This is a genomic window from Corynebacterium sp. HMSC05H05, assembly GCF_001807265.1.
GTDB lineage: Bacteria > Actinomycetota > Actinomycetes > Mycobacteriales > Mycobacteriaceae > Corynebacterium.
In genome coordinates this window covers 41,521-56,270 of record NZ_KV788422.1, presented here as the reverse complement: position 1 = coordinate 56,270, position 14,750 = coordinate 41,521, and the positions used below count along the sequence as shown (strand labels likewise).

General features: G+C 68.2%; 9 protein-coding genes. 7 read left to right on the top strand and 2 right to left on the bottom strand.

The genetic code is table 11. The annotated features are described in order from the left end of the window. Positions 1-126: 126 nt before the first annotated feature. Positions 127-1,137 carry a tryptophan--tRNA ligase gene (gene trpS, locus HMPREF3151_RS11100; RefSeq protein WP_070476018.1) on the bottom strand — a complete coding sequence of 337 codons (1,011 nt, stop codon included), beginning with the start codon at positions 1,135-1,137 and terminating at the stop codon, positions 127-129. Positions 1,138-1,220: 83 nt separating this feature from the next. Between trpS and HMPREF3151_RS11095 the strand changes: the two genes are divergently transcribed. The 3 genes from HMPREF3151_RS11095 (at position 1,221) to HMPREF3151_RS11090 (ending at position 2,478) form a co-directional block, all read left to right on the top strand. Continuing rightward, on the top strand, positions 1,221-1,634 hold the full coding sequence (locus HMPREF3151_RS11095) for a hypothetical protein (RefSeq protein ID WP_141741410.1): 414 nt from the start codon (positions 1,221-1,223) through the stop codon (positions 1,632-1,634). Next, entirely contained in the window at positions 1,631-1,792 is a 162-nt protein-coding gene (locus HMPREF3151_RS11915) for an RNA helicase (protein WP_141741409.1), read from the top strand. Before HMPREF3151_RS11095 ends, HMPREF3151_RS11915 begins: the two co-directional genes overlap by 4 nt. An 83-nt stretch (positions 1,793-1,875) precedes the next feature. Continuing rightward, a complete protein-coding gene (locus tag HMPREF3151_RS11090) occupies positions 1,876-2,478 on the top strand; it encodes a type 1 glutamine amidotransferase (RefSeq protein WP_168160633.1) in 603 nt (200 codons plus the stop codon). A 226-nt stretch (positions 2,479-2,704) separates the two neighbouring features. Here the strand turns inward: HMPREF3151_RS11090 and HMPREF3151_RS11085 are convergent, their stop codons facing one another. After that, entirely contained in the window at positions 2,705-3,097 is a 393-nt protein-coding gene (locus HMPREF3151_RS11085) for a holo-ACP synthase AcpS (protein ID WP_070476009.1), read from the bottom strand. Between the two features lie 124 nt (positions 3,098-3,221). Here HMPREF3151_RS11085 and HMPREF3151_RS11080 point away from each other — a divergent pair, with 124 nt between their 5' ends. The 4 genes from HMPREF3151_RS11080 to HMPREF3151_RS12205 form a co-directional block, all read left to right on the top strand. Next, complete coding sequence (locus HMPREF3151_RS11080) at positions 3,222-4,856, top strand: acyl-CoA carboxylase subunit beta (RefSeq protein WP_070476006.1); 1,635 nt, start codon at positions 3,222-3,224, stop codon at positions 4,854-4,856. Between the two features lie 22 nt (positions 4,857-4,878). Beyond that, positions 4,879-13,911, top strand: a complete 9,033-nt coding sequence (locus tag HMPREF3151_RS11075; protein WP_070476003.1) for a type I polyketide synthase — start codon at positions 4,879-4,881, stop codon at positions 13,909-13,911. A 25-nt stretch (positions 13,912-13,936) separates the two neighbouring features. Next, on the top strand, positions 13,937-14,125 hold the full coding sequence (locus HMPREF3151_RS11070; RefSeq protein WP_070476000.1) for a hypothetical protein: 189 nt from the start codon (positions 13,937-13,939) through the stop codon (positions 14,123-14,125). 12 nt (positions 14,126-14,137) lie between these two features. Then, positions 14,138-14,750, top strand: a 613-nt coding sequence (locus HMPREF3151_RS12205) for a biotin carboxylase N-terminal domain-containing protein (protein WP_305764328.1), incomplete at its 3' end; no start/stop codon positions are given.

Below are 14,750 nucleotides of genomic sequence, written 5' to 3'. Positions count from 1 at the left end.
CTCCGCGCGCGCTCGACCCCACCCCGCGCGAGTTTCCAGCTATCAGGACCCAGCTAATCGCCGTTTTTGGGCCAAAAACGAGGTCCTACTAGCTGGATCCGCGGATGAGATCGGGGTGCGCGGCCCCTAGCGCTTCGGCGCGAGGAAACCGACCTTGTCGTACACGTCCGCCAGCAGCGGTGCCGCAACCTCGCGGGCGCGTTCAGCGCCGCGGGCCAGGATGGCCTCGAGCTCGCCGCGGTCGGACATGAGTTCGTCGAAACGGGCGCGCAGCGGCGTCGTAAAGCTTTCGAGCGCTTCTGCGGTGTCGACCTTGAGCGCACCGTAGCCCTGCCCCTCGTAGCCTGCGACGATCTCGTCGATAGGCTTGCCGGTGAGCGCGGACTGGATGACCAGCAGGTTGGACACGCCCGGCTTGTTCTCCTTATCAAACGCGATCACGCCGTCGTTGTCGGTGACAGCGGAGCGGATGCGCTTGGCGGAGGTCTTCGGCTCGTCGAGCAGGTTGACAATGCCCTTCGGGTTCGCGCCCGACTTGGACATCTTCGAGGTGGGATCCTGCAGGTCGTAGATCTTCGCCGCACCCTCGACGATCATGCCCTCCGGCACAGTGAAGGTTGTGCCGTAGCGGGAGTTGAAGCGCTCCGCCAACGTGCGGGTCAGCTCCAGGTGCTGGCGCTGGTCCTCGCCCACCGGCACGAGCTGCGGGGAGTACAGGAGGATATCCGCGGCCATGAGCACCGGGTAAGTGAACAGCCCCACGGAGGTGCGGTCCTGGCCCTGCTTCGCCGACTTGTCCTTGAACTGCGTCATGCGGCTGGCCTCGCCGAAGCCGGTCAGGCACTGCAGCACCCAAGTCAGCTCGGCGTGCTCGGGCACGTGCGACTGCACGAACAAGGTGGAGCGCTCCGGGTCGATGCCGAGCGCGATCAGCTGGGCGCAGCCGGCGAGGGTGCGGTGGCGCAGCTCCTCCGGGTCCTGGTCCACGGTGATTGCGTGCAGGTCCGGGATGAAGTAGAAGGCGTCGTAGCCGTCCTGCAGGTCGATCCACTGCTTCAGCGCACCGAGGTAGTTACCCAGGTGGTAGGAGTCGGCGGTGGGCTGGATTCCGGAAAGCACGCGTTGCATGGGGTTCATAGTAGTGGGCCGGTGCGTGGAGGGAACCGGGGGCGGTGCGGACGCGTCTAACTCTTTATAGCCGTCCACAGAAGGAGCACACGTTGCCTCTTACAAAATCTGACAGACCTTGGTTGCTTACAGCGCTCGCAGTTGCTGTTTCTCTCGGGTTTGCTGTCAGTAATGCGACACGTTCGGCCGAAGAAGCCTGGATGGTGCTCGACTTCGCGTCTCGCATCACCGGGCCTCTTGGAGCTGCTTGCATTGCTTGGCTCGGGGTTTCGCAACCACTCGATAACTCGCAAAAGCTGGACCACGTTAAGGAGTGGCACACGATGCTTCGCTGGGCGACTGACATGTGCAACACCTCGAGCGAGCGTGAAGTTGAGGCGGGGATTGCTATTCTCGATTCCATCGACAGACAGCAGGAAATCCCTGCCGACCAGCACGAGGTAATCGACGCGATCTTGACCGCCGTGTTTCGAAATCCCAACACGCCTTTTGAGGAGCAGCGATGACAGCCCGATCCAAAGCTAGAGAAATTCAGTCTCCGAAGCCGGAGTTTTCCCGGAGCCAGATCGCCGCGGCCAAGCTCATCGTGAAGCGCGATAAGGAAGGAAAAGGCAAGGTCCCCATGACGCCGGACATTCTCCGCACAGCATCCTTCGACCTCTAGCCATGCGCATCACCGTCCTGCAGCCCGATTCTCTCGCGCCACTGCAACGCCTCGGCCCGTGGCTCGAGCGCGCCGGCGCCACCTTGCGCACCGCCGATCTCGGGGAGCCATTGCCTATCGACGCCTCCGGTGACCCCCTCATCCTCCTCGGCGGACGCGCAGATGCGCTGGACACGCACGCCTCGCCCTGGCTGCCGGCGGTACACGAGTTACTACATAGCGCCTTTGAATCGGGCACGCCCGTGCTCGGCATTTGTTTGGGCCACCAGATCATCGCCGACTGCTTCGGCGGCGAAGTCTCCGTCGGCCTAGCGACGCAGGACGAGGAAGGCGCCACCCCGGTGACGCTGACCGACGCTGGCGTGGGCGATCCCCTGCTCGGACCGCTCGGCGCATCCTTAGTGGTCGAGCAATCCCACCACGACGCGGTGGTGACGATGCCACCCGGCGCGACGCTACTGGCATCCAGCGAGCGCTGCCCTGTCCAGGCCATGCGGCTGGGGTCGATCGTCTCGGTGCAGTTTCACCCGGAATGCTCCCCGGAGGTGGCCGGCCGATGGGCGGCGAACGGCGGCCACGACGGTGCCGTGGTCGAAGCGGAGCTGCTGCGCCACGACGACCATCTCACCCGCACCGGCGAAACGCTGGCCGAGGGCTTCGTCGCCGCGGCCCGCGCCTGGCGCTGACCACTCTGGTCGCCGCCCCCGCTCCCCGGCCGCCGCTCCCCCGGCCCCTGTGCCCCATTCCGCCCCCATTCTGCCCCATTCCGCCCCCATTCCGCTCCCATTCCGAGGATGCTTACTTCAGGATGCTTACTTCTCGAGTGCCGCGCTTCCCACCGGCCGACCGCTCTCGAAGGGTAAGCATCCTGGGGTAAGCATCTAGGCCCGGTAAGCATCCTGGGGTAAGCGACTAGGGCATTCCGGAGCCCGACACCGCAACCACCGCCACGGCATAGTCGCCGTCGTGGCTGATGCTCACGCTGGACACCGGCGGCCCAACCTCCCCGGCGCGGCCGCGCAGCCGAATCGCTGGGCGGCCAAATGCGTCTTGGACCACCTCCACCTCTGCGAAGTCGAAGTCGTCGCGGGGGATTTCCGGCGGCTGCCCGAAACGGGTGGAGGCCCATGCTTTGACGTAGGCCTCCTTCGCTGCCCAGCGGCCGGCGAGCGACGCGTTCGCGTTCGACTTAGTGGCGCACTCACGCCACTCCCGGTCCGTAAACACCCGCGCGAAAGTGGATCCCGGAAGCTGTATCTGCTGCGCGAATCCGGGGATATGGACCAGGTCGGTGCCGATGTGCATGGGCGTTCCTTCCGTCGATAGTTGCGGTTTCGGTTCGTTTGCGATTGCGCAAGAAATGCTGGCCATTGTCTGTGAATCGGGGCCAATTCCTTTACTTACGGCTCAGTAGGTTTACTATGCCCGCATGGCAGTTAATTTTGCACCAGAAACTATTTTGGATGAAAAACCACCGGCGTCAACAGCCGACAAAATAGCGGAACTGCGGCGCCTGCGCACCGAGGCACACGAACCGCTGGGGCCGAAACCCCTGGACAAAGTCCGGTCCACCGGCCGCCTCACCGCACGCGAGCGCCTGGACTATCTGCTCGATGAGGGCTCCTTCGTGGAAACCGACCAGCTGGTCCGCCACCGCACCCACGACTTCGGCATGCAGGCCAAGCGCCCGGCAACAGACGGCATCGTGTGCGGCCACGGCACCATCGACGGCCGCGAAGTGTGCGTCTTTTCCCAGGACGGCACCGTTTTCGGCGGCGCGCTCGGCGAGGTCTACGGCGAGAAAATGACCAAGATCCAGCAGCTTGCCGTGGCCACCGGCCGCCCACTGATCGGCCTGTACGAGGGCGCTGGTGCGCGCATCCAGGACGGCGCCGTTTCCCTGGACTGGATCGCGCGCACCTTCCGCCACAACATCGAAGCATCCGGCGTGGTCCCCCAGATCAGCGTGATCATGGGCGCCTGCGCCGGCGGCAACGCCTACTCCCCCGCCCTGACCGATTTCGTGGTCATGGTGGACCAGAGCTCAAAGATGTTTGTCACTGGCCCCGACGTGATCAAGACGGTCACAGGCGAGGAGATCACGCAGGAAGAACTCGGCGGCGCCTGGCCGCATATGCGCGACGCCGGCAACTGCCACTACGTAGCCGACAACGACGAGGACGCGCTCGACTGGGTGGCGGAGCTGCTGAACTACCTGCCCTCCAACAACCGCCTGCGCAGCCCTGGCACCGCGACCGCCCAGGTTCTTCCGGAACCGGAGACGGACCACAGCTGCGACGAGCTGGACACCCTCATTCCGGATTCGCCGAACACCCCCTACGACGTGCGCGACGTGATCGAGTGCGTGGTCGACGACGGCGAGTACTTCGAAATCATGGAGCAGCGCGCCGACAACGTAGTGTGCGCGTACGGGCGCATCCACGACGAGGTGGTCGGTTTCGTGGCCAACCAGCCGATGGTGCTGGCCGGCTGCTTGGACATCGATTCCTCCGAAAAGGCCGCGCGTTTCGTGCGCACCTGCGACGCGTTCAACATCCCGATCGTCATGCTCGTCGACGTCCCGGGGTTCCTCCCCGGCGCGAACCAGGAGCACGCGGGCATTCTGCGCCGCGGCGCGAAGCTGCTCTACGCCTACGGCGAAGCCAGCGTGCCAAAAATCACCGTGACCATGCGCAAGGCCTACGGCGGCGCCTACTGCGTGATGGGCTCCAAAGGCCTCGGCGCGGACGTGAACCTGGCGTGGCCGACGGCCCAGATTGCAGTGATGGGCGCGGCCGGCGCCGTTGGTTTCATCAACCGCAAGGAGATCTCAGCCGCACGCGAATCGGGAATGAGCGAGACCGACCTCGCCGCCCTGGTCACATCGTTCGAGCGCGAGTACGAGGACACCGTGCTCAACCCCTACAAGGCCGCAGAACGCGGGCTGATAGACGCCGTCATTCTGCCGTCCGAAACCAGAGCCCACATCGCCGCCAACCTGCGCCTCTACCGCGACAAGGTTGTCGCCCGCCCGAACCGCAAGCACGGCAACATTCCCCTCTAATTCCCAAAAGGACTTCTCTTCGATGAACCCGACTCCTCTTTCCTCCCTCACCCGCCCGGCGCTGATCTTCCCGGGCCAGGCAACCGCTTGGCAGCAGGCGCTCGCCGACGCAGCCGCCGCTCCCGACGCGCGTGCCCGGATGGAAGCGCTGCTCGACCAGGCTCGAGTGCTCACCGGCCCCGTCGCCAGGCCGCTTGCCTCTGTGGTCCCCGGCGCGGAGGCACGGCTGCGCGCCGGGTTGGACGGCAACACTCAGCGCAGCGACGTTGACGCGTTTCCGGCCGTCAGCGCGCCGGGTATCCTGCTGGCGCAGATCGCGGCCGCAGAGCAACTGCGCGACCTCGGGCTCGACCTCGACGCCGCGTTGATGGACGGCCACTCACAGGGCATCTTGGGCACCGTCGCCATGCGCGGCGGCGACGACGCACCGGCGAAGGCGCTCGCGTTCGCGTTCATCATGGGCGCCGCCGCTTCCCACAATTACGGGGCCACGGATTCGCGCAGCCGCATGCTGTCCGTGCGCGGCCTTTCTGCCAGAAACCTCGCGGAGCGTTTCCCTGCGGGCGGTGCGCCGTCGCTGGCCGTGGTCAACGGCCGTAACCACGTCGTGCTTTCCGGCGCCCCGGAGCAGCTCGCCGAGGCACAACGCGCAATTGCGCAGGACGCGGCCGCGTACAACGCGCGGCTGGAGAAGGCGGAGTTCGGCGGCTCCGAGATGCAGCCTGCATTCGACTTCCTCAACGTCGCCTACCCTTTCCACGAACACGGCAACCACGCCGCTGTGGAGCTGGCCGCCGAGTGGGCGGATGCCTGCGGCATCACCTTCGACACCACCACCCCGCGCGAGCTCGCCCAACACATCCTGGTGGACCAGTTCGACTTCACCGCGACCGTGCGCGGTCTGGTGGACGCCGGGGCGACGCACCTGCTGTCGCTGGATCCCGCGCTGCACAAAATGACCACCCAGCTGATGCAGGGCGCCGGGGTGCCCGTCATCGACGCGTCCACCCCAGCCAAGCGCGACAACTTGGCGCGCCCGGGTTTCACGCTGCCGGAGGCGGTGGACTACTCCGGCTTCGCCCCGCGCGTGATCACGCTGCCGGACGGCAAGACCTACACGCAGACGAAGTTCTCCGCGCTGACTGGCCTGTCTCCCATCATCCTCGGCGGCATGACGCCGACGTCCGCGGACGGCGAGATTGTCGCCGCGGCCGCTAACGCCGGCTACTGGACGGAGCTCGCGGGCGGCGGCATGTACTCCGAGGAGGTGTTCAAGCAGCACAAGGACACGCTGATCGCGCAGCTTGAGCCGGGGCGCACCGCCCAGTTCAACACCATGTTCTTCGACCGCTTCTTGTGGAACCAGCACTTCGGGCAGCACCGCATGGTGCCCAAGGCCCGCGCGGCCGGCGCTCCGTTCAACGGCGTGTGCGTCTCCGCCGGCATCCCGGAAGTGGAGGAAGCCACCGAGCTGATTGCGCAGCTGCACGCCGACGGCTTCCCGTTCATCGCTTTCAAGCCCGGCACCACCAAGCAGATCCGCGACGCGCTGGCAATCGCGGAAGCGAATCCGCGCGACGCCGTGATCCTCATGGTGGAAGACGGCCACGCGGGCGGCCACCACTCGTGGGTGGACTTAGAGGACATGCTGCTGGAGACGTACGCGGAGATCCGAGCGCTGGACAACGTGGTGCTCACCGTCGGCGGCGGGGTGTACTCCCCGGACCGCGCCGCGGAGCTGATCACCGGCCGCTGGGCCGCAAGGCACCATTTGCCGGACATGCCGGTGGACGGCGTGTTCGTGGGCACGGTGGCGATGGCCACGAAGGAAGCCAAGGCCACGGATTCGGTCAAGCAGCTGCTGGTGGACACGCCCGGGCTCAGTCCGGACGTCAACGGCGGCTGGGTCGCGCGCGGCACGGGCAACCACGGTGTTGCCTCAAGCCAGTCCCACCTGCTGGCGGACCTGCACGACCTGGACAACTCCTTTGCCAAGGCCTCCCGCTTGATCGCCTCGCTCGACATCGACGCGTACGACGAGCACCGCGAGGAAATCATCGCGGCGTTGGCGACAACGTCCAAGCCGTACTTCGGCGACGTGCAGGAAATGACGTACGCCGAATGGGTCGAGCGCTTCGTGGAGCTGGCCCACCCGTTCATCGACGAGAGCTGGAACAAACGTTTCACCGCCCTGCTGCGCCGCATCGAGGCGAGGCTGCACCCGCAGGACCACGGCGAGATCGCGTCGGTGTTTGCGGCTGGCGGGGATCCCCGTGAGGACGTCGCAAAGCTGCTGCGCACCTACCCGCAAGCACGCGAGACGCTGGTCTCCCCGCGCGACGCCGCCTGGTGGATCGGGTTGCATTACGAATACCCGAAGCCGATGCCGTGGGTGCCGGCGCTCGACGGGGACCTCAAAATGTGGTTTGGCAAGGACACGCTGTGGCAGGCGCAGGATCCGCGCTACACCGCGGACCAGGTGCGCATCATCCCCGGCCCGGTTGCGGTCGCGGGCATCACGAAGAAAAACGAGCCGGTCGCGGAGCTTTTGGGCAGGTTCGAGGACGCCGCAACGCAGATGCTTCTCGACGAAGGCGCCGCCCCCGAGCCCCGTTTTGCGCGCCTCAACAACGCGGCGGATGAGCAGGCGTACCTGCGCGCCGCTCCGACGCTGATGTGGCACGGCCATCTGATGGACAACCCGGCCCACACCATGGCGCCCGACGCGTTCGAGCTGGTCTCCGAGGAGGGAGACGGCGAACGGCAGTGGTCGATCCGCATCATCTCCGACTCCGCCTGGGACCACCTGCCCGAGCAGCAGCGCCCCTTCTACGTGCGCGAGGTGACCATCCCGGTGGACATCCCGGCCGGCGCGGGCACGGGCGCTTCCCCCGTCGTGTCCGACGATCGGCTGCCGGAGAGCGTGTTCACGCTGCTTGAGGGGCTTGCCGGCGTGGGCTCGACCTCGGAGGCGGGCGACGCTATCGAGACGATGCCCGTGATCGAAGACGGCTCCGTCAGCGAGGACGCGCCGTTCGGCGTGGCGCACGATTCGTTCACCCTGCCGGCGTCGCTGCTCAGCGCGCACACGGCGGTCACCGGCGCTGCGCTCGGCGAAGACTGCGGCGTGGGCACCCCGGACGCACTGGTCGGGCCGTGCTGGCCGGCGATCTACACCGCGCTGGGATCCGGGTTGCTGGAGGACGGCTACCCCGTCATCGAGGGCCTGCTCAACGCGGTGCACTTAGACCACGTCATCGACCTGCGCGTGCCGCTGGCCCAGCTTGCGGACGGCCGCCGCATCGACGTGGCCTCCAAGTGCACATCCATCGCCGAATCCGTCTCCGGGCGCATCGTCACCGTGGAGCTCGAGCTGCGCTCCGGGGGCCAGGTAGTGGCCACGCAGATGCAGCGGTTCGCCATCCGCGGCCGCGCCACGGGCAGCGCCACGCCGGTGCCCGCGCCGCAGTGGGGCGGCGGCGCGCTCGCCGATGAGGTGCAGCCGACGCCGCGCTCCTTCGTGGACCGGGCCGTGGTGCACGCGCCTGCGGACATGACCCCGTTCGCGCTGGTCTCCGGCGACTACAACCCCATCCACACCTCATATAACGCCTCCCACCTGGTGGGCCTGCAGGCGCCGCTGGTGCACGGGATGTGGCTGTCCGCCACAGCCCAGCACGTGGCCGGCCGCCACGGCAAGGTCATCGGCTGGACCTACTCCATGTATGGGATGGTGCAGCTGGGCGACGTGGTGGAGATCACCGCCGAGCGCGTCGGCCGCGCCGGGGTGCGGCAAGCCGTTGAAGTCACCTGCCGCATCGGCGGCGAGGTGGTCTCGCGTGGCCAGGCGCTGCTAGCGCAGCCGACCACGGCGTACGTCTACCCCGGCCAGGGCATCCAGACCCCGGGCATGGGAGCGGGCGACCGGGGCGCGTCCGCGGCGGCGCGCGAGATCTGGCGCCGCGCGGACCGCCACACGCGCCAGACGCACGGTTTTTCCATCCAGCGCATCGTGGACGACAACCCCACCCGCATCACGGTCCGCGGCACCGAGTTCAAGCACCCGGACGGCGTGCTGCACCTGACCCAGTTCACCCAGGTGGCACTGGCGGTGGTCGCCTACGCGCAAACGGAGCGGCTGCGCGAGGCCGAGTGCTTGGCGGCGGACGCGTTCTACGCCGGTCACTCGCTGGGCGAGTACACCGCACTGGCGTCTTTGGCCAACATCTTCGACCTCGAGGCCGTCATCGACGTGGTGTACTCCCGCGGCTCCGCCATGGGCACCTTGGTCCCGCGCGACGCCGAGGGCAACTCCGACTACGGCATGGGCGCGCTGCGCCCGAACATGATCGGCGTCGGCCCGGACGAGGTCCGCGCGTACGTGGACGGTATCGCGGCGGACACCGGCGAGTTCCTGGAAATCGTCAACTACAACATCTCCGGCCAGCAGTACTCCGTCGCCGGCTCGAAGCGCGGCCTGGCCGCGCTGAAGGCCAAGGCCAACGCGGTCAACCCGCGCGCCTACGTCACCGTCCCCGGCATCGACGTGCCGTTCCACTCCCGCGTGCTGCGCGACGGGGTGCCGGACTTCGCCGCCAAGCTGGATGAAATGCTGCCCGCGCAGATCGACGTGGAGCGCCTGGTGGGCCGCTACATCCCGAACCTGGTGGCGCGCCCGTTCGAGCTGACCCAGGACTTCATCGACGCCGTGTGCGCCGAGGTGCCGTCGCAGCGCCTCGCAGGCGTCACGCCTGACAACACGGGCGAGAACGAGCTCGCCCGCGTGCTGCTCATCGAGCTTTTGGCCTGGCAGTTCGCCTCCCCTGTGCGCTGGATTGAAACCCAAGACCTGCTGCTTTCCCGGGTGGACCAGATCATCGAGGTCGGCCTGTCCTCCTCGCCGACGCTGACCAACCTGGCTAAACGCGAGATGGATGTGATTGGCATCCACGTGCCGGTTTACAACGTGGAGGTCAACCAGGAGCAGGTGATGTTCGCCGATGCGGTCGCCGCCCCGGAGCCTGAGGAGCAGTTGCTTGACGACGGCTCCGCCACCCCCGCGCTAGCTGCGCCCGAGCAGACGGAGCAGGCTGCGCAGACTGAGCAGACTTCGCAGCAGGCTGCACCGGAACAGCCTGCGGCGGAGGCCGTCGCCAAGCAGGCCGCCCCTGCTTCGGACCTGCCGTTCGACGCAGCGGAGGCGATCGGGGTGCTGTTCGCGCTGCAGAACAAGATCCGCCCAGAGCAGATCAACACCTCCGACACGATCGAGGAGCTCACCGGCGGTGTGTCCTCGCGGCGCAACCAGCTGCTCATGGACATGTCCGCGGAGCTGGGCGTTCCCGCCATCGACGGCGCCGCCGAGTCGGATGTGGCCACGCTGCGCGAGCGTGTGAGCACGGCCGCGCCCGGCTACTGCCCGTTCGGCCCGGTGCTCGGCGAAGCCGTGGGAGCGCGCCTGCGCCAGCTGCTCGGCAGCGCGGGCCTGAAACCCGCGTTCGTGGGAGAGCACCTGGCTGCGGTGTGGGCGCTGCCGGACTCGTGGACCGCGCACGTGGAGGCGGAGATCCTGCTGGGCACACGCACGGAAGAATCGGTGCGCGGCGGCGCGCTTGCCACGCTGCCTGAGGCCTCGTCGAAGGCGGAGGTGCACGCACTGATCGACCGCGCGGTGGAAAACGTCGCCGCCCGCCACGGCGTGGACGTCGCCCCGGTGTCCGCGGGTGGCGCGACCTCTGGCGGTGTGGTGGATTCCGCGGCGCTGGACGCGTACAAATCGGAAGTCACCGACACGCTGGTCGCCACCGCCCGGACGCTGTTGTTCAAGCTCGGCATCGAAGACGAATCCGTCGAGGTCGAGGCCCCGGACACCACGGTGGTAGAGACGATCGAGGCGGAGCTCGGCGTTGGCTGGGCGCGGCAGGTCAGCCCCGTTTTCGACGCCCGCAGGGCCGTGCTTTTCGACGACAAGTGGGCGACCGCCCGCGAAGACCTCGCCCGAGTCGCGCTCGGCCACGACACGCTGGAACCCGCGCACTTCGCCGGCACCGGGGACACGGTGGCGCAGCAGGCGCGGTGGTACGCGGACAACGGCTATGCCGGCCCGCTGGCGGAGATTGCTGCTGCGGCTTTGGAAGCACCCGAAGAGCCCTACGCCGAAGACATCGCTCTGGTCACGGGCGCGGCGCCGGGCTCGATCGCCACCGCACTGGTGAAGAAACTGCTCGCGGGCGGCGCAACAGTGATCATGACGGCTTCCAACGTCTCGCAGGCGCGCAAGGAGTTCGCGCGCACGCTGTACGCCGACAACGCTTCTGTCAACGCGGCGCTGTGGCTGGTGCCGGCGAACCTGTCGTCCTACCGCGACATCGACGCGCTGCTGAGCTGGATCGGCACCGAGCAGAAGGAAACCGTGGGCAAGGACGTCAAGGTGATCAAACCTGCGCTCACGCCGACGTTGGCCTTCCCCTTCGCCGCACCGAGTGTGAGCGGCTCGCTGGCGGATGTCGGCGGTAACGCGGAGACGCAGGCCCGCCTGCTGCTGTGGTCGGTGGAGCGCACCATCGCCGGGCTGTCCGACCTGGCGCAGGCCGGCGACGGCTTCCCGCACACCCGCACCCACGTGGTGCTGCCCGGTTCGCCGAACCGCGGCACCTTCGGCGGGGACGGCGCCTACGGCGAGGTCAAGGCGGCTATGGACGCGATTGTGAACAAGTGGTCCGCCGAGGCCGGCTGGCCCGACGGTGTCACCCTGGCGCAGGCGCGCATCGGTTGGGTTGCCGGCACGCACCTGATGGGCGGCAACGACGCACTCGTGCCGGAAGCCGAGGCCGCCGGCATCCACGTCTGGAGCCCGGACGAGATCGCTGAGGAGCTGATGGGGCTGGCCTCGCCGGAAAGCCGCGAGCAGGCGTTGGCGGCCCCGCTTGATTTGGATCTCACCGGCGGGCTGGCTGATTCCGGGGTCTCCATCGCGGAGCTTGCCCGCACCGCGCAGCGCGCACACGACGCCGCCGACACCACCGGCGCCGCGACCGGCGCACCGGCAACGGTGCGGGCCCTGCCGAACGCGGCGCGCACCACCCAGCCGGAACCGGCCGAGGTGGGCGAGGTGACCTGCCCGCTCGACGACATGGTCGTCGTTGTCGGCGTCGGCGAGGTCTCCAGCTGGGGCTCCGGCCGAACCCGCCGGGAGGCGGAGTACGGCATGGGCCGCGACGGCAGCGTGGAACTCACTGCCGCCGGTGTGCTGGAACTCGCGTGGATGATGGGGCTGATCAGCTGGGCCGAGGACCCTCGCCCGGGCTGGTACGACACGGACGGCGCCGAGGTCGCCGAGGAGGACATCTACGACCGCTTCCGCGACGAGGTCGTCGCCCGCTCCGGCGTACGCCGCTTGACGGACAAGTACTTCCTCACGGACCAGGGCTCCGTGGACTTAGAGCAGGTCTACCTGGACCGCGACATCACCTTCACCGTGGCCACGGAGGCCGAGGCCCGCGACATCGAGCGGGCCGACCCGGAGAAGACACAGGTGCGCGAAGTCGACGGCGAGTGGACGGTCACCCGCTTCAGCGGCGCCACCGCGCACGTGCCGCGCAAGGCCACACTCACCCGCACCGTCGCCGCGCAGATCCCGGACGGATTCGACCCGGTGCGTTGGGGTATTCCCACCCAGATGGCCGACGGGATGGACCGCATGGCCGCGTGGAACCTGGTCACCGCCGTCGACGCGTTCATCACCGCCGGGTTCTCCCCCGCCGAGCTGCTGCGCGCCATCCACCCGGCGGACGTGGCCACCACGCAAGGCACCGGCATCGGCGGCATGGAGTCGCTGCACAAGGTGTTCGTCTCCCGCTTCATCGGCGAGGAACGCCAAAGCGACATCCTGCAGGAGGCGCTGCCGAATGTGGTTGCCGCGCACACCATGCAGTCGCTTGTGGGCGGCTACGGCTCCATGATCCACCCGGTGGGCGCGTGCGCCACCGCCGCCGTCTCCGTCGAAGAGGCGGTGGACAAGATCGCGCTGGGCAAGGCCGACTTCGTCGTCGCCGGCGGCATCGACGACGTGCAGGTGGAGTCCCTGCAGGGCTTCGGTGACATGAACGCCACCGCGGAGACCGCGAAAATGACCGCGCAGGGCATCGACGACCGCTTCATCTCCCGTGCCAACGACCGTCGCCGCGGCGGCTTCCTCGAGGGCGAAGGCGGCGGCACCGTACTCCTCGCCCGCGCCTCGCTGGCAGCCGCGTTGGGTCTTCCGGTGCGTGCCGTGGTGGCCTACGCCTCCTCCTTCGGCGACGGCGCGCACACCTCCATCCCCGCGCCGGGCATCGGCGTGCTCGCAGCCGGCCGCGGCGGGGAAAAATCGAGGCTGGCGCGCTCCTTGGCGTCGTTAGGCTTGAGCCCCGACGATGTTCGCGTGGTGTCCAAGCACGACACCTCCACCAACGCGAACGACCCGAACGAGTCGGAGCTGCACTCGCTGCTGTGGCCGGCGGTCGGCCGCGACGTGCGCGCCCCGCTGTACGTGATCAGCCAGAAGACGCTCACCGGGCACGCGAAGGCCGGCGCCGCGCTGTTCCAGATCGGCGGGCTTGTCGATGTGCTGGCCACCGGCGAGCTGCCTCCGAACGCGTCGCTGGACTGCGTGGACCCGCTGATCGACGACAAGGCCGCCAACCTGGTGTGGCTGCGCGCCCCGCTCGCCCTCGGCGCGGGCCAAGTGAAGGCCGCCGCGCTGACGTCGCTCGGCTTCGGCCATGTCGGCGCGCTGGTCGTACTCGCCCACCCGGGCGTGTTCGAAGCGGCACTCACCACTGCCTCCGGCGAGGCCGCGGCGAGCGCCTGGCGCAAGCGGGCCGCGCAAAGGCTTCGCGACGGCGCCGCGCGCCTAGAGGCCGGCATGGTCGGCCGCGCCGCCCTGTTCGAGCCGGTGGACAACCGCCGCTTCACCGGCGACGCCGACGCGCTGCACGACGCAGAGATCGCCCTGCTACTCAACCCGGACGCCCGCCTGGGCGCCGACGGCACCTACCCCGCCGCTACCCGGTAACCCCCCCAGAGAAGGAGAAACTTTCATGACCCCGATCTTCAGCACACCGGACAACTCGCTGACCGACGATGAGCTGGCAGCCCTGACGACCGTGATCGCCGAGGCGCAAGCACAGCTCGTCGACGCGTCCCTGGCGCCGTCACCGCTTCCCTGCCCTGCTGCTGTCCCTGCTTTCGCGCCGGCTGCCGCGGCTGGCAACGTCACCTACTTCTAGGAAGGACCGCCCATGCAATTCCCCTTCTCCAAGGTCCTTGTGGCCAATCGCGGCGAGATCGCCGTCCGCGTCATCCGCGCTGCCCGCGATGTAGGACTAGCGTCGGTGGCCGTCTACGCCGACCCGGACAAAGACGCGCCGTTTACGCAGCTCGCCGATGAGGCACTGAGCATCGGCGGGGAAACCTCCGCGGAGAGCTACCTGGACATCGACAAGGTGCTTGCCGCGTGCGCCCGCTCCGGCGCGGACGCCGTCCACCCCGGGTACGGGTTTTTGTCCGAGAACGCCGAGTTCGCCCGGCGCGTCATCGACGCCGGCCTGACCTGGATCGGCCCGCCGCCGGAGGCGATCGACCTGCTCGGCGACAAGGTCACCGCCCGGCGCATCGCCGAAGACGTGGATGCGCCGATGGCGCCCGGCACGAAGGAGCCTGTCTCCAGCGCGGACGAGGTACTCGCATTCGCCGACGAACACGGCCTGCCCGTGGCGATTAAGGCGGCGTTCGGCGGCGGCGGCCGCGGCATGAAGGTCGCACGCACCCGCGGCGAGGTGCGCGAGCTGTTCGAGTCCGCCACCCGTGAGGCCACAGCGGCGTTCGGCCGCGGCGAGTGCTTCGTGGAGCGCT

Coding starts and splice junctions, on each gene's coding strand:
- HMPREF3151_RS11075 (WP_070476003.1), top strand. CDS start 4,879: ATGAACCCGACTCCTCTTTCCTCCCTCACCCGCCCGGCGCTGATCTTC.
- HMPREF3151_RS11915 (WP_141741409.1), top strand. CDS start 1,631: ATGACAGCCCGATCCAAAGCTAGAGAAATTCAGTCTCCGAAGCCGGAG.
- HMPREF3151_RS11080 (WP_070476006.1), top strand. CDS start 3,222: ATGGCAGTTAATTTTGCACCAGAAACTATTTTGGATGAAAAACCACCG.
- trpS (WP_070476018.1), bottom strand. CDS start 1,137: ATGAACCCCATGCAACGCGTGCTTTCCGGAATCCAGCCCACCGCCGAC.
- HMPREF3151_RS11070 (WP_070476000.1), top strand. CDS start 13,937: ATGACCCCGATCTTCAGCACACCGGACAACTCGCTGACCGACGATGAG.
- HMPREF3151_RS11085 (WP_070476009.1), bottom strand. CDS start 3,097: ATGCACATCGGCACCGACCTGGTCCATATCCCCGGATTCGCGCAGCAG.